This window comes from Flavobacterium zepuense (assembly GCF_007097145.1).
GTDB classification, from domain to species: domain Bacteria; phylum Bacteroidota; class Bacteroidia; order Flavobacteriales; family Flavobacteriaceae; genus Flavobacterium; species Flavobacterium zepuense.
In genome coordinates this window covers 174,889-189,454 of the sequence record NZ_VJVZ01000009.1, presented here as the reverse complement: position 1 = coordinate 189,454, position 14,566 = coordinate 174,889, and the positions used below count along the sequence as shown (strand labels likewise).

The 14,566-nt window shown below is 40.9% G+C and carries 16 protein-coding genes; 13 read left to right on the top strand and 3 right to left on the bottom strand.

Features of this window, described 5'->3' with window-relative positions; translation table 11 throughout:
• The first annotated feature begins 144 nt into the window (after positions 1 to 144).
• From FMM05_RS14550 to FMM05_RS14525, 6 genes are all read left to right on the top strand, one after another.
• On the top strand, positions 145 to 345 hold the full coding sequence (locus tag FMM05_RS14550) for a hypothetical protein (protein WP_143374122.1): 201 nt from the start codon (positions 145 to 147) through the stop codon (positions 343 to 345).
• A 140-nt stretch (positions 346 to 485) separates the two neighbouring features.
• On the top strand, positions 486 to 917 hold the full coding sequence (locus tag FMM05_RS14545; protein WP_143374121.1) for an SRPBCC family protein: 432 nt from the start codon (positions 486 to 488) through the stop codon (positions 915 to 917).
• A gap of 10 nt (positions 918 to 927) precedes the next feature.
• The gene (locus FMM05_RS14540; RefSeq protein ID WP_143374120.1) at positions 928 to 1,779 is read left to right on the top strand and encodes an aldose 1-epimerase family protein; all 852 of its coding nucleotides are present in this window, start codon (positions 928 to 930) and stop codon (positions 1,777 to 1,779) included.
• A gap of 64 nt (positions 1,780 to 1,843) precedes the next feature.
• Complete coding sequence (locus FMM05_RS14535; RefSeq protein ID WP_143374119.1) at positions 1,844 to 2,260, top strand: hypothetical protein; 417 nt, start codon at positions 1,844 to 1,846, stop codon at positions 2,258 to 2,260.
• A gap of 101 nt (positions 2,261 to 2,361) precedes the next feature.
• The gene (locus tag FMM05_RS14530; RefSeq protein ID WP_143374118.1) at positions 2,362 to 3,504 is read left to right on the top strand and encodes an ABC transporter ATP-binding protein; all 1,143 of its coding nucleotides are present in this window, start codon (positions 2,362 to 2,364) and stop codon (positions 3,502 to 3,504) included.
• A gap of 15 nt (positions 3,505 to 3,519) precedes the next feature.
• Positions 3,520 to 5,082: a hypothetical protein gene (locus FMM05_RS14525; protein ID WP_143374117.1), complete on the top strand. Its 1,563-nt coding sequence runs from the start codon at positions 3,520 to 3,522 to the stop codon at positions 5,080 to 5,082.
• On the opposite strand, the gene FMM05_RS14520 is transcribed toward FMM05_RS14525, so the two are convergent.
• Positions 5,079 to 5,309 carry a VF530 family protein gene (locus FMM05_RS14520; RefSeq protein ID WP_143374116.1) on the bottom strand — a complete coding sequence of 77 codons (231 nt, stop codon included), beginning with the start codon at positions 5,307 to 5,309 and terminating at the stop codon, positions 5,079 to 5,081. The two genes, FMM05_RS14525 and FMM05_RS14520, sit on opposite strands and share 4 nt — an antisense overlap.
• A 58-nt stretch (positions 5,310 to 5,367) precedes the next feature.
• Here FMM05_RS14520 and FMM05_RS14515 point away from each other — a divergent pair, with 58 nt between their 5' ends.
• Positions 5,368 to 5,850 carry a phosphoglycerate mutase family protein gene (locus tag FMM05_RS14515; protein ID WP_143374115.1) on the top strand — a complete coding sequence of 161 codons (483 nt, stop codon included), beginning with the start codon at positions 5,368 to 5,370 and terminating at the stop codon, positions 5,848 to 5,850.
• Positions 5,851 to 5,905: 55 nt separating this feature from the next.
• On the top strand, positions 5,906 to 6,361 hold the full coding sequence (gene smpB / locus FMM05_RS14510; protein WP_143374114.1) for an SsrA-binding protein SmpB: 456 nt from the start codon (positions 5,906 to 5,908) through the stop codon (positions 6,359 to 6,361).
• 54 nt (positions 6,362 to 6,415) lie between these two features.
• Here the strand turns inward: smpB and FMM05_RS14505 are convergent, their stop codons facing one another.
• Positions 6,416 to 7,063 carry a protein-L-isoaspartate(D-aspartate) O-methyltransferase gene (locus FMM05_RS14505; RefSeq protein ID WP_143374113.1) on the bottom strand — a complete coding sequence of 216 codons (648 nt, stop codon included), beginning with the start codon at positions 7,061 to 7,063 and terminating at the stop codon, positions 6,416 to 6,418.
• Between the two features lie 165 nt (positions 7,064 to 7,228).
• Here FMM05_RS14505 and FMM05_RS14500 point away from each other — a divergent pair, with 165 nt between their 5' ends.
• The 4 genes from FMM05_RS14500 (at position 7,229) to FMM05_RS14485 (ending at position 11,112) form a co-directional block, all read left to right on the top strand.
• Positions 7,229 to 8,194 (top strand): Gfo/Idh/MocA family protein, encoded by a 966-nt coding sequence (locus FMM05_RS14500; protein ID WP_143374112.1) that lies wholly within the window; start codon positions 7,229 to 7,231, stop codon positions 8,192 to 8,194.
• A gap of 92 nt (positions 8,195 to 8,286) precedes the next feature.
• Positions 8,287 to 8,766, top strand: a complete 480-nt coding sequence (locus FMM05_RS14495) for a hypothetical protein (protein ID WP_143374111.1) — start codon at positions 8,287 to 8,289, stop codon at positions 8,764 to 8,766.
• Positions 8,767 to 8,794: 28 nt separating this feature from the next.
• Positions 8,795 to 9,685: a 3-hydroxyacyl-CoA dehydrogenase family protein gene (locus FMM05_RS14490; protein ID WP_143374110.1), complete on the top strand. Its 891-nt coding sequence runs from the start codon at positions 8,795 to 8,797 to the stop codon at positions 9,683 to 9,685.
• A gap of 212 nt (positions 9,686 to 9,897) precedes the next feature.
• Positions 9,898 to 11,112 carry a DUF1015 domain-containing protein gene (locus tag FMM05_RS14485; protein ID WP_143374109.1) on the top strand — a complete coding sequence of 405 codons (1,215 nt, stop codon included), beginning with the start codon at positions 9,898 to 9,900 and terminating at the stop codon, positions 11,110 to 11,112.
• 81 nt (positions 11,113 to 11,193) lie between these two features.
• Here FMM05_RS14485 and FMM05_RS14480 read toward each other — a convergent pair whose 3' ends face one another.
• Positions 11,194 to 13,650, bottom strand: coding sequence for a DUF4982 domain-containing protein (locus tag FMM05_RS14480; protein WP_143374108.1), 2,457 nt, complete (start codon positions 13,648 to 13,650; stop codon positions 11,194 to 11,196).
• Between the two features lie 242 nt (positions 13,651 to 13,892).
• Here FMM05_RS14480 and FMM05_RS14475 point away from each other — a divergent pair, with 242 nt between their 5' ends.
• The gene (locus FMM05_RS14475) at positions 13,893 to 14,555 is read left to right on the top strand and encodes a YggS family pyridoxal phosphate-dependent enzyme (RefSeq protein WP_143374107.1); all 663 of its coding nucleotides are present in this window, start codon (positions 13,893 to 13,895) and stop codon (positions 14,553 to 14,555) included.
• The last annotated feature ends 11 nt before the right edge of the window (positions 14,556 to 14,566 follow it).

Genomic DNA, 14,566 nt, shown 5'->3' with positions numbered 1-14,566 from the left:
TTTTCCTAAACTCCTTATATTCATTGATGTTTTACTAATAACTTACACACAATTCACGGTTAGTGTTAATGTTTTTACAAACCCTCAACATACCATTTAAAAAAGATTGAAATTTGTAATCATCTTAACTTAATACCAAACATCATGAACTTAAAAAGAATTTTTGGCGCGATACTTACTATTTTAGGTATTGTAGGACTTATTTATGCAGCATACATATTTGCTAACACCTCTACACAAGAGCAAAGCGTTAAAACAACTGCTATATACGGCATTATAGGCCTTATATTTTTTATAGCAGGTATCGGGCTTGTTAAGAATACACGTGACGATTCGAGGATTTAATACATCTTTGAAGGACAATATATTAAGCAGTATTAGGCTGCTTTTTTTATGCTTGTGTATTTTAAAATATCGTTAAAAACACTACGCAATCGGTGTAGATTTAGTACTTTTAAAAATTACACCTTAAAAATCAATACACTATGAGCAAGTCACTTATTGTAAAGAACAGCATAAAGATAGAGGCACCAATTAGCCATGTGTGGGAGATACTAACTAAGCCCCAATACATAAGGCAATGGGGTATGCTGCCGGAAGATTTTGGCGACTACGATATTGTTCCCGCAACAATTATACAATACCCTGACCGCAGGCTAACCGTGTCAGAATTTGTTATAAACCAAACACTTGGCTACAGGTTATTTGAACCTACCTGGGAGGAAGAGGTAACCACGATAGGCTATATATACTCACTTTCTGAAGATGCAGATGGGCACACATGGCTTACTACCCAAATAGGCGATTTTGCAATATTAACAGAGGGCGAAAAATATTTTAATGAAAATACTATCTTTGGGCAAACGGCATCGCAACGGATAAAAGCACTGGCCGAAGAAACAGTAAAAACGCTTTAATTTTTCACTTTTGGACATCAAGATTACTAACGGGCAGCTTACGGCGACCATTAACCCCAAAGGGGCCGAACTTAATTCTTTAAAAAACGACTCAACGGAATTTATCTGGGAAGGCGACCCTGAATTTTGGGGAAAGCACTCACCGGTACTTTTCCCCATTGTAGGTACGCTAAAAAATAACTCCTACTTGTACAAAGGGCAGGTGCACGCATTGTCGCGACACGGTTTTGCCCGCGATAATGTTTTTAATCTTAAAGAGCAGACTGAAAGTACAGCTACCTTTACATTATCATCAAACAACGATACAAAAATTCAGTACCCGTTTGATTTTGAACTGGAACTGAAATACACCTTACAGAATAACACGCTTAGGCTGGATTATTTCGTAACTAACAAGGGCGATGAGGCCATGCCCTTCTCTATTGGGGCACACCCGGCTTTTGCACTTCCAGGTAATTTTAGAGATTATAGTCTGAAGTTTGAAAAGAATGAGCCATTAGTAAGTACCCAGCTCGAAAACGACCTTATAAGCGATAAAACCGTTACGCTACCTGCACAGGATGGCATACTGCCATTATCATACGATCTTTTTAAAAACGATGCGCTTATTTTTAAGCAATTGGAGTCGGATGCCATAACCATCCAAAAAAATGGCAGCGATTATATAAAGGTGTCCTTTCCCGATTTTCCGCATATGGGTATCTGGACAAAACAAGACGCACCGTTTTTATGCATAGAGCCTTGGCAGGGATATTCTGATGCGGCTACATCCTTAGGCAACCTCATTGAAAAAGAAGGAATTGTACTCCTGGAACCAGGCAAACAATATTCAGCCGGATTTACTGTGGCAGTTTTTTCATAAAAAAGTTAACTTTGCACGCAACCTTTTGATGTAAATTTCATCTACACCTAAAATAATCTTTTTTATGAAGACCTTTAAATTTAAATTTATCGCACTATTAGTGATAGCAGTATCTGTAGTTACAGCATGTAGCCTTGATGGCGATGAAAACGAAAGTTACTGTTTTACCCAATATTATGCTGCAGCACAAAATGTTACCGGCTCCGATTCTACCGCAGTTGGTGTACCAATAACATTAAATGTTAGCTTTCAAACTATGACAAGTTGCGAAACGTTTAATAGCTTTAATGAAGACACTACTTTTCCTAAAAAGGTGGCTGTATTGTTAGATAAAACGGGCTGCCAGTGTAATGAAGTTACCACGATGGTTACCAAGCCGTACACTTTTCAGGCAGCTGCGGCGGGTACTTATGAACTTAGGTTTATAACTGCTACAGAAGCTTCTCCTATTGTAAGGACTATAGTTGTAACACAACCGTAAATTACTCAAATAAAGTATTCAAAAATCTTCCTGGCCGGAAGATTTTTTTTTGCCCTTTATTAACTATTCTTTAATACATTTGATAACCTACTCCACAGCCAATGAACGAATTTAAAAAACAGTTTAACGAAGTACGCGAACTCCTTAAGTTTGATGACTACGCACTTGTTGTAAAACGTATAATTGATTTTACGCTTGATACCGGGCAGGTTGATTTCTACAAAAAAACAGCCGATCTTTTAGACTGGCTGGATGATAAGCCCAATAGTGCCGACACTAAACAAAAGCTTGATGCGCTTTTAGACGATCTTTACTCGTACTTATCAACCAAACCGTTGGGCGAGAGGAACAAAATACTGGAGGCAATAGACCTTAAAAAGGCCTACTCCCCTGCTGCTTTTGCTTTAGGCCCTGTAAATATAGAGCTGTTTGAAGGCGATATTATAGGCCTTGTAGGCGAAAACGGCAACGGCAAAACTACCCTGCTGCGCCTGCTGTGTGGCGAATTGTTTGCTACATCGGGCAATTTAAACTATAACTTTAAGTATGACGATAAGTACGACCGGCGTACTAAACTGGTATACATACCCCAACGTACCGATACCTGGCGCGGCTCTATGTTTGAGAATTTGGTTTTTACGGCTGCCATGTACGGTTACAGTCCGGATGAGAACCACCTTATTGTGCAACTTACCATTGCAAGGCTCGGCCTGCGAAAATACAGGCAACACAAGTGGAAAGACCTTTCATCAGGCTATAAAATGCGTTTCGAGCTGGCGCGTATGCTCCTTCGCAAGCCTAAGGTATTATTGATAGACGAACCCCTCGCTAACCTGGATATATTGGCACAGCAAACCGTGCTGGAAGATTTCAGAGCCATTGCTAAATCGCCTTTTCGTCCGTTAGGCATCATCTTAAGTTCGCAGCAATTGTATGAGGTAGAGAAAACTTCCGATCAGGTTATCTTTTTAAAACATGGCGTACAAAAAAACCTTTACGATGCCGAAGCACAACAAACGCAACTCGTTATAGAGTTTGAAAGCGAGTGGTCGCAAAGCATGCTTAATGACGTCCTGAGCCATTTTGGGCTTGTATCATTACAGTTTAACGGCGGTACCTATATTGCCACGTTTAATGATGCCACTACTGTACACAGCTTCTTACAACTGGTTACAGAGAGGCAGGTTCCGTTGGCTTACTTCCGTGATATTTCTAACTCTACAAGACGTTTCTTTGTGTCCTAACCTTCCCCACACACTATGTTTAACAAAATACAAAACCGCCTGTTACTTAACCATCCGCTGTTGTGGAATACAAGGATCGTTACTGCACTTATAATAGCTACAGTAATAAATATTATCTTTTTTATTGGGGGATATATTTATGGTGCTATAGATTTTACAGAGTACAAATCAGCCGACTATTATGTTGATGAAACCATTGCTTTTGTAACTTTTTTTAGCGTTATACTATCGTTACTATTGTTTATCATATGGCTGGTATATTACTTAAGGAACAATGCTTACAAATACTTTTATCCAAAGCAAAAGGCCTCGTTATATAAAGAATGGCTGCTCATCTTTGTTATATGCCTTATTAACTGCCTGTATACTGTAAGCTTTTTATACGGTAAGGAAGTAAGGCTGAAAGGCTACTATACAGAAGCCGAAGCGCTAAAAAGACTCGATGTTATAAGCAAGGCATCTATGTTTGCCGATAATACCTGGCATTTTGAAGCTGACACTATAATTAATGAAAAAAATATACATCGCGAGTATTTTACGTATAAAGGCAAAAAATACCTGTTTAGGTCTTTGGTTAATATGGAAACATATTCATTTTCGCTACAGGATCATGAACAGGATTCAGTTAACAGGGTTACTGTACAGCAATGGCTTGTTGCTAACAAAAAAGATTCGGTTAACCATGTTATGCAACAGCTATTACAAATTGCAAAAGAGCATAATTTAAAAGCGAACCTAACCCCGCAGCAATGGCTGGATAATGTTTACAATTACCCCGATTTTAACAAGTACCTTGTAATCGGTGCAAATGATTATGCCCCGGTACACGGGTATGATTATCGTTACGAAAGAAATTCAGATCTAAATGAGGATCTTTCAGAATACGATTTGACCTTAAAGTATGATGCCGAGTCTAACATTGTGCGTATTGTTGATGGCAAAAAAGAAATAGACCCTAAATACTATATTCCTTTAGATCAGTTAGAATATGCTTACTCTAAAATTTCTGAAGGATGGACAAACCCTCCTTTACAACCCGAAATACTAATTGTTGTACTGTATTTAAGCATTGGGCTTTCACTTATAATCTTTTCATTCAGGGTAACATCGGGCAGGGATTGGCTTATAGCCTTGGTAAGCTTTGGGGTTACCGCTATAATTACAGGAGTAGTGTCGGCACTTATTACCAATGTTTTTTTCAGGAATGTAATGCTGATAGACGATGAGTTCTTTTTCCTGACTATATGGGTAGTAATTGTGCTTTTATTACTATGCTACTTTATATACATTGCAAAAAAGAATGCAAGCAAGGGTATATCGGCTATAATAATCAACCATTTACTATGGCTGCTGCCCGCAGTTATACCGGTAATAGCCGCCATTGTTTTTGATATATCTAAAGAGTTTAATGAGCAAATCCCGGTTGATGAAGGATACGTTACTATTTACAACCCTGTATACCTATTCTTAGAAAACTACATTATGCTTATTGTAGCACTTAATATCCTACTGGTATTTGCCTACATGTACTTTTTTACGGTATCTATAAAAAAATGGAAAGGCATTGCCGAGGCTTAAGCGTTTAGTTTGGGCAGTGTTTTAATATAAAGTTCTTCTACCTTTTTGCGTGCCCAGTCGGTTTTACGCAAAAAGGTAAGGCTTGATTTAATGCTGGGGTTATCATTAAAACATTTAATGTTTATGAGTTCGCCCAGGGTATCAAAGCCGTAAAAAGCTTCAAGGTCTTCCAATATCTTTTTAAGGGTAATGCCGTGCATCGGGTTGTTAGAAGTAGGTTTTTCCATGCCGTAAAAATACTAAATAATAAAATTAGATGTTAGTATAATAATTCAACTTCATCCTATGAAAAACATTTACCTTGTTATAACCTTCCTGTTCTTTACCAAATTATGGAGCCAAAGCGCTACCACTACTATTTACCTTATTCGCCATGCCGAAAAGGTTGATAACAGTGCCGACCCTGAGTTATCTGAAGCCGGTAAGGCCCGTGCAGCAAAATGGGCACAGTATTTTAAAGACAAACCTATTGATTACTTTTTTGTAACCAGCTATAAACGTACAGCCCTTACCGCCTGGCCCATAGGCGAAGCACAAAACAAACACCTGTTTGAAACCTACGACCCCGATATGCCCTTAATGGGGCTTGCCAATAAATACCGTGGCAAAACATTGCTTATTGTAGGACACAGCAATACCATACCGGCCGCAATTAACGAGTTGCTTTTAGAAAAAACATATCCTGATATACCCGATAATGAGTTTGGCTACCTGTACAAAATAACCGTTACAGGCAGTAAAATTACCCACGAGCTCATTAAAACGTAACACTTTCTTAATGCTGTTGGTGCATTAAACATTTGTGCTTACATTTGCAGTCCTTATGCAAAAAACGGTTAACATATTAAATAAGCGCGCACGGTTTGATTACGAGATAATCGAGAAGTATACGGCGGGCATTGTACTGGCAGGATCTGAGATAAAATCCATAAGGCTGGGCAAGGCATCTATTGCCGAAAGCTTTTGCGAATTTCATGAGCATGAGCTGTTTGCTATTAATACCAGTATAGAAGAATACGCCTATAGCCGAAGCTTTACTCATATACCTAAAAGCGAACGCAAGCTCCTGCTTAACAAAAAAGAGCTTAAAAGCCTTTTAAAAAGCGTGCAGAACCAGGGATTAACCATTATACCCCTACGGTTGTTCACTAACGAAAAAGGTATGGCAAAGCTTGATATTGGCCTTTGCCGCGGTAAGAAAAACTACGACAAACGCGAAACCATGAAAGAACGCGACACCAAACGCGACCTGGACAGGATAAAGAAAGAATACAAATAGAAAAAGCCATCGTTATGATGGCTTTTTGCTTACTACATCTCCGCCGCAGCATAATTAATTTTTATTTTCTAAAAGAGGTACAAACCTAAATTCGCCCAACTCATGTTTTTCAAACTGGGTTTCGCTTTTGCGTATTAGTAATGTCATTATCTGGGGTTGATTTTCGCCACCAACAGGTATTACCAGCCTGCCTCCTATTTTTAGCTGGGCCATAAGCGGCTTGGGTATCATGGGTGCGCCTGCGGTTACAATAACGCTGTCAAACGGGCCGTAATTAGGCAGGCCTTTGTAGCCATCGCCAAATGAAAGGTGCTTGGGCCTAATACCCAGCTTAGGTAATAGTAACGATGTGGATTTAAACAGTTCGTTCTGCCTTTCTACACTATATACTTTGGCGCCCATCATGTACAAAACAGCCGTTTGGTAGCCTGATCCGGTACCAATTTCCAATACCTTGTGGTCTTTTTCCACCTGTAATAACTGGCTCTGAAAAGCCACCGTATAAGGCTGCGATATGGTTTGCCCGGCACCTATAGGGAAAGCCTTGTCCTGGTAGGCGTAATCTTCAAAACTGGAATTAAGAAAAAGGTGGCGCGGAATTTTTTTAATGGCTTCCAGCACATTTTTATCGGTAATGCCTTTTTGCTGCAGTACGCTTACCAATTGATTACGAAGTCCCTGATGTTTGGCGGTGTCTTTCAAAACGTAGATATTGTTGAACCGTAAAAATAGTGAACAAATTGTTAAATTTCCAAGCGCTGAAAATAACTTTGCCAACAAAAATAAACGCAGTGCAATCGTTGTTTTGAATGCTATTTTTTGGAAATTGACTGTAAATAATCTTATTTTTGATAAAAATATATTCTTATGCTAAAAGTTGGCGTTTTGGGCGCAGGCCATCTGGGAAAGATACACCTGCGTTTGCTAAACCAGTCCCAAAAATATGAGCTTGTTGGTTTTTACGACCCTAACAGCGATAATGCAGATAAAGTTGCACACGAATTTGGATACAAAAAATTTGATACAATAAGCGAACTCATACAGGCGGTAGATGTAGTAGATATTGTTACCCCTACCCTTTCGCACTACGATTGCGCCATAGAAGTTATAAACGCAGGCAAACACCTTTTTATAGAAAAGCCTATTGCCAATACCGTTGCTGAGGCCGAAGAAATTATGCAGCTTGCTAAAGAACGTAATGTAAAAGGACAGGTAGGCCACGTAGAGCGTTTTAACCCTGCTTTTACAGCTACCAAACACAAGATAGAAAACCCTATGTTTATAGAAACGCACCGATTAGCCGAGTTTAACCCGCGCGGAACGGATGTGCCTGTGGTTTTAGATCTTATGATACACGATATTGATGTAATATTAAGCGTGGTAAAATCTAAGGTGCAAAATATTTATGCCAGCGGTGTGTCGGTTATAAGCGACACTCCGGATATTGCCAACGCCCGCATCGAATTCGAAAATGGCTGTGTGGCTAACCTTACTGCCAGCCGTATCTCTATGAAAAATATGCGCAAATCGCGCTTTTTCCAAAAAGATGCATACATCTCTGTCGACTTTTTAGACAAGGTGTGCGAGGTGGTTAAAATGAAGGATGCACCCGAAGTTCCCGGCGATTTTGATATGATACTTCAAAACGCAGAGGGCATCAAAAAGCAAATTTACTTTGATAACCCTGATGTTGAGGCCAACAACGCCATTTTAGACGAACTTGAAACCTTTGCGGATGCCATAAACAATAACACTACCCCGGTAGTAACGCTGGAAGACGGCACCGAAGCACTTCGCGTAGCCCATAGAATTATTGAGTGCTTTAAAAGTTAATACATGCTACAGGCCAATATACTTATAGATGTTAAGCAATTCAATTGTGAACACAATGCGTTCACAATTGAATTGCCCATTATTACACTCAAATGACATCTAAATTTAAATATACTGCTTATGTATCAGTACTCTATTTAGTATTTGTAGTGCTGATTATTTTTTGGCATGTAAGCATATTTAAAAGTGTTTTTACTACCGTACCCGGCGGCAAATTTGTTTATATCATTGCTGCTATCGGGGTATTGTCTTTATACAACTCGTTCAGGACAAAAATAGTTGCGGTTTCGTTTGACGATTATAGCCTAACCGTAAAGCGCTATTTTGGTTTCGGCAAGCCGCATAAGTATTTCCTTAACGATATTACCGGATATTTTACTTCCAGTGTATGGGGCAGGTACTCCCGCCACGAATACATATACATAATGGCAGGCACTAAAAAGGTGGCTAAAATTTCTGAACAATACCATTCTAACTTTAATGAGATCAGGCCTTACATACAACGCAGGCTGGTTTATTTGGGCAATCTTGAAACCAATGTAATTACAGATCTTGTAGATTTTACAAACTAACCAAACTCATATACAAAACAAACTTATCATGAAAAACATAGCAGTAATAGGCGCCGGAACCATGGGCAACGGCATAGCACACACCTTTGCACAAAGCGGGTTTAGCGTTAAGCTTATTGATGTATCAGAAAAATCGTTAGATAAAGGTATGGCTACCATTGCTGCCAACCTGGAGCGCATGGTTGCCAAAGGCACCATTACTAACGAAGACAAAATGAAAACTATTGGCAATATTATTACTTATACCGATATTAAAGATGGTGTGGTAAATGTTGACCTGGTTGTTGAGGCCGCTACCGAAAATGTAGACCTTAAACTTAAGATATTTAAAGACCTTGACGCGTTTTGCGATTCCAATACCATACTGGCTACCAATACATCGTCTATATCTATCACGCAGATAGCGGCAGTTACTAACAGGCAGGACAAGGTTATTGGCATGCACTTTATGAACCCAGTTCCTATTATGAAACTGGTAGAAATTATCCGTGGGTACAATACTACTGATGAAGTTACCAAATCTATAATGGAGCTGTCGGAAAAACTGGGTAAAGTACCCGTAGAGGTTAACGATTACCCTGGTTTTGTGGCTAACCGAATATTGATGCCCATGATTAACGAGGCTATAGAGACCCTTTACAACGGAGTTGCCGGCGTGTATGAAATAGATACGGTTATGAAATTAGGTATGGCACATCCTATGGGTCCGCTACAGTTAGCCGACTTTATTGGGTTAGATGTTTGCCTGTCTATACTGTACGTAATGCACGATGGTTTTAAAAACCCTAAATATGCACCATGCCCGTTATTGGTAAACATGGTAAGGGCCGGTAAGTTTGGTGTAAAATCTGGCGAAGGTTTTTACGATTATTCAGAGAGTAAGAAAGCGGAGAAAATCGCGCGCCAATTCTCTAAATAGTTTTCAGCCTGCCTGCCGGTAGGCAGGTCGCAGTCGCAGTTAGCAGATTGACCCTAATAGCAGGCAGTTTTTCCATTTCGACCGAAGTGTAACGTAGTGGAGAAATCTTCTTATTTATTTTGAGATTTCTCCCTATGGTCGAAATGGGACAACATTTTACGCAATCCGTAACTCAAAACTCTCAACTCTTAACCCTAAACCCTAAACAAACCTTGGCAAAAATAGTCCCTTTTAAAGCAGTTCGCCCGGCACGCGATAAAGTAAGCCTGGTTACATCACGCTCTTATGATGAGTACAGCCCTGCCGAACTGGCCTCGCAACTGGACTATAACCCATTCTCGTTTTTACACATTTTAAAACCGGCATACATCAACCAGCAAAAAGCTTCGGCAGAAACAAGGTTTAAGTCGGTTCACACCAAATACCAGGAGTTTAAAGATGAGCAGGTGCTTAAGCAGGAGGCCGGCGCTGTATTTTACCTATACGAAATTCAGAGTAAAAACAGGGTTTTTACCGGTATCATTGCAGGTACCTCTATAGAAGATTACCAAAACAACGTGATTAAAAAACACGAAGATACCCTGCCCTACCGTGTAGAGTATTTTAAAGATTACCTGCATCAAACGGGCTTTAATACCGAGCCGGTGCTTATTACCTACCCCGAAAAACCCGAACTGCAACAGTGGATACACCACCGCAAGCAAAAGCGTCCGCTGTACTTATTTTCGTCGCTTAACCGCGATAAACACACGCTGTGGCGCGTTAAAGACGAAGCCGAGATACAGTGGCTGCAACAGCAGTTTGAAGGCATAGAGAGCCTTTATATTGCCGATGGGCACCACAGGTCGGCATCATCAGAGTTATTGTACGAGCAGGATAAGGCTTCCGGTAACGGCAACCTCAACTACTTTATGAGTTTTTTAATTGCCGAGACCGACCTGAAGATATACGAGTACAACCGCATTATTCACGACCTTAACGGGCTTACTAAAGAGCAATTTTTAAAAGCATTATCTAAAGATTTTACAGTTACCAATAAGCACCTGGAACTTTGGAAACCCGAAGAAAAATTCAGCTTTGGGATGTACCTGCGTGGCGAATTTTACGCCCTGCAGTTAAAGAATACCGAGTTTGATTCGGTTTTAGAGGCATTGGATGCCCAGATATTATACGAAAAAGTACTACACCCGCTTTTAGGTATCAGCGATTTACGAAATGATGAGCGTATAGAATACATACCCGGCAACAAACCTATTACCATCATTAAAGAACTGATAGATAACGGCGAGTATCAGGTTGGTTTTATGCTGTTTCCTGCCAGTATTAACGAGATTAAGCAACTGGCTGATAACAACCTTATCATGCCGCCAAAAAGCACTTATATTGAGCCTAAATTCAGGAGCGGGCTGGTGGTTTATGAGTTGTGAGTTAAGAGTTTAAAGTTCATATATAAAAAGAAAGCCGACTGTTATTTACAGTCGGCTTTCTTTTTATGGCGTCATATCTTGTTATTGCTTCGCAGTAAGGTTAAGCATGCCTTTCTCCAAACCGTTTCCAGTAACTTCTAATTGGATGTCACCCGACTCTATGCCTGACTGTACCAAAACAACCAACTTACCGCTAAAGAGCTTCATAGTCGGCTTATGGAAGATCTCTAACGAGGTTGCATCGCCGTTACAGGCTGCCCTGTAGGTACCGGCACCGCTAACTTTAAAGTTCAACTGGTTGGTAGCCGTTGGGCACGGATTGCCTTTTTCATCAACCACACTTACCGTTACAAAAGAGATATCCTCACCATCGGCAGTTAAGGTTTTCCTGTCCGGGTCTAAAACCAAATGGTGCGGTTTTCCGGCAGTGTGTATTTCTTCTTCGGCTACAGGCTTGCCGTTTTTATCAAAAGCAACCACCTTTAGGGTCCCCGGCTCATATTTCACGTCCATCCACATAAGGCGGTACCTGTTTTGTGGTGTGGCTTTGCTTTTTTTCTGGATGCCCATACTTTTGCCGTTTACAAAAAGTTCGGCACTATCATAGTTGGTGTACACAAAAACCGGAGTAGTTTGCCCTTCGCGGCCTTCCCAGTTCCAGTGTGGCAGTATGTGTAGGGTTTCGTCTTTGGTATTCCAACGGCTCCTGTACAGGTAAAAACGGTCTTTAGGGATGCCTGCAAGATCTACCATTCCAAAATACGAACTGCGCGACGGCCATTTTTCGTCATAAGGGGTTGGCTCGCCAAGATAATCAAAGCCCGTCCATACAAACTCGCCTATAACCCACGGCTTATCATCCTGTAACACAAAATCCTCATCGGGTACATTACTCCAGCTGCACGCCTCAAGGTCGTAAGACGATGTTTGCAGGTCATTATATTGCTTTTCTTTAGCCTGAACCACAGGGAATTTATAAATACCGCGTGAGCTTACTGTAGATGCCGTTTCAGACCCTAAAATAAACCCTTGCGGGAACGCTTTGTAAGCATCTTCATAAAGGTGTACTCTGTAGTTAAGCCCCGGTACATCTAACAACGCCCCAAAGCCCGACTCCATAGTTTGTTTTACCTGATCCATACCCACAGTTACAGGGCGTGTAGGGTCTTCCCTATGAAAAACATCCTGCAAAAATTTCGCCCTTGTAAGGCCTTCGGCACCATATTGGTCGGGTACCTCGTTACCACTGCTCCACATCACAATGCATGGGTGGTTGCGGGTTGCCCTTACCAGGTTCACAATATCTTTTTCGGCATAATCTTCAAAAAAACGGTGGTAGCCGTTCTCAACTTTAGGCTTTGCCCATTCGTCAAAACTCTCGGCAAGGAACATAAAGCCCATTTCATCGGCCAGTTCCAGCTGCTCCATAGAAGGCATGTTGTGCGAACTGCGTATGGCGTTACAGCCCAGGTCTTTTAAAATGGTAAGCTGCCTGCGCAATGCAGCCTTATTAACCGCAGCCCCAAGCGGGCCAAGATCGTGGTGAAGGCACACTCCTTTAAACTTTGTTATTTTACCGTTAAGGCTAAAGCCCTTTTGCGGTTCATATTTAATTTCACGAATACCGAATTTTATAGTTTCTTCGTCTTTTAAAACATCGCCTGCATACAGTTGTGTAACGGCAGTATATAGATAGGGGGTTTCAGGGCTCCAGAGTTTAGGTTCAGGAACCACTAAATTTTGCTCAAAGCCCTGATCTACTGCATCGCTTTTGTGTGAAGCAACCTCTCTACCTGTAGCATCGAGTATTTTTGTTACCAAATAAATACCGCTGCCTGAAGCTGTTGTTTTAATGTTTACAGTTGCGGCATTACTGGCAATCGTTGGCGTAGTAATATATGTAGCCCACTGCTCAAAACTTTCCTGATTTTTAACCACAATATTTACCTTGCGATACAAACCCGCACCCGGGTACCAGCGCGAAGAATACTCCCTGTTGGTAAGTTGCACAGCAAGCGTGTTCTCTCCTGCCACCAGGTCTTTGCTAATGTCTATGTAAAAATAGGCATAGCCATACGCCCATTGCCCAACTTTTTTACCGTTTAAATATACCTGTGGCTCGCTCATGGCGCCTTCAAAAACCAGGAGTGCTTTTTTGCCCTCTGTAAATTTGGGCAGGGTAAAGGTTTTGCGGTACCAGCCTGTGCCTATGTGTGGCAGGGCTCCGGTACGTCCGGTTTTTTCGGTAGCTTCCTTTTCACCATTTTGTACGATGGCCACTTTTTGCATGTCCCATTTTTTATCAAACGGGCCATAAATAGCCCAGTCGTGCGGCACACTCACCTTTTCCCAGCTGGAATCGTTAAAGTTAGCTGCAAAGGCATCGCCCTTAACTTCTTTCGAAAACTTCCAGCCGTCTGTCAACGTAACGGTTTGCCTCGGCGAAGCCGAATCGGACGTTGTTGAACATCCGCTTAACACCAGCATCAAAGAAAAAAATAGCACGCAAAACTGCAACTTAAAGGTCACCAATTTCATTTTTATAAAATTTTGTAATTGTAATTAATCAATAAAGGCATGTAAAAACCCACCACTACCTACCTGTTGTAAACAGCATTGCAAAATACGCAATTAACCACGATAAAATTACTGATTAATCTAAAAAATCGTTTTCATTTGGTTAGCGTTCTATTATCTTTGGCGTATGGGAGTTGTTTATACAGGCTCTCGAACAATCATCATCCTGCAACTTACTGATGGCAAAATATTAAAATTATACCATGTCAATACAAAATAACTTATCTAAAATAAAAGCCACATTACCCCAGCACGTTACCCTTGTAGCGGTAAGCAAAACCTGGCCTGTGCCTGATTTGATGGAGGCTTACAACGCCGGCCAGCGTATTTTTGGCGAGAACAAGATACAGGAAATGGCCGATAAGCACGAGCAAATGCCTACAGATATTGAGTGGCACATGATAGGCCATGTGCAGACCAATAAGGTAAAGTATATGGCTTCGTTTGTTACATTGGTGCATGGGGTTGACAGCCTTAAACTACTGGCCGAAATAAACAAACAGGCCAAAAAGAACGGCAGGGTTATTGACTGTTTATTGCAAATGCATATTGCAGAGGAAGATACTAAATTTGGGTTGGATGAAGCTGAACTCAACGAGCTGTTAGCATCGGATGAATTTAAGGCTATGGAAAACATTAAGGTTACCGGCCTTATGGGTATGGCAACTTTTACCGAAGATGAGGCCCGGATTAGAAAAGAATTCATGTATTTGCAGTCAGTTTTTAATAATCTTGCGAAGCTGCCAACAACCGGCAACCAACAACTGACAACCCTAAGCATGGGAATGAGTGGCGATTACCTGCTGGCCATTGAATGCGGAAGCACGATGGTGCGCATTGGCAGCAGTATTTTTGGACATCGATAAAAAACATGGTT

What these genes read in the sequence shown, in the direction of transcription:
- FMM05_RS14550 (WP_143374122.1), top strand. Translation starts at nt 145, where the DNA reads ATGAACTTAAAAAGAATTTTTGGCGCGATACTTACTATTTTAGGTATT.
- FMM05_RS14545 (WP_143374121.1), top strand. Translation starts at nt 486, where the DNA reads ATGAGCAAGTCACTTATTGTAAAGAACAGCATAAAGATAGAGGCACCA.
- FMM05_RS14535 (WP_143374119.1), top strand. Translation starts at nt 1,844, where the DNA reads ATGAAGACCTTTAAATTTAAATTTATCGCACTATTAGTGATAGCAGTA.
- FMM05_RS14530 (WP_143374118.1), top strand. Translation starts at nt 2,362, where the DNA reads ATGAACGAATTTAAAAAACAGTTTAACGAAGTACGCGAACTCCTTAAG.
- FMM05_RS14525 (WP_143374117.1), top strand. Translation starts at nt 3,520, where the DNA reads ATGTTTAACAAAATACAAAACCGCCTGTTACTTAACCATCCGCTGTTG.
- FMM05_RS14520 (WP_143374116.1), bottom strand. Translation starts at nt 5,309, where the DNA reads ATGGAAAAACCTACTTCTAACAACCCGATGCACGGCATTACCCTTAAA.
- FMM05_RS14515 (WP_143374115.1), top strand. Translation starts at nt 5,368, where the DNA reads ATGAAAAACATTTACCTTGTTATAACCTTCCTGTTCTTTACCAAATTA.
- smpB (WP_143374114.1), top strand. Translation starts at nt 5,906, where the DNA reads ATGCAAAAAACGGTTAACATATTAAATAAGCGCGCACGGTTTGATTAC.
- FMM05_RS14500 (WP_143374112.1), top strand. Translation starts at nt 7,229, where the DNA reads ATGCTAAAAGTTGGCGTTTTGGGCGCAGGCCATCTGGGAAAGATACAC.
- FMM05_RS14495 (WP_143374111.1), top strand. Translation starts at nt 8,287, where the DNA reads ATGACATCTAAATTTAAATATACTGCTTATGTATCAGTACTCTATTTA.
- FMM05_RS14490 (WP_143374110.1), top strand. Translation starts at nt 8,795, where the DNA reads ATGAAAAACATAGCAGTAATAGGCGCCGGAACCATGGGCAACGGCATA.
- FMM05_RS14480 (WP_143374108.1), bottom strand. Translation starts at nt 13,650, where the DNA reads ATGAAATTGGTGACCTTTAAGTTGCAGTTTTGCGTGCTATTTTTTTCT.
- FMM05_RS14475 (WP_143374107.1), top strand. Translation starts at nt 13,893, where the DNA reads ATGTCAATACAAAATAACTTATCTAAAATAAAAGCCACATTACCCCAG.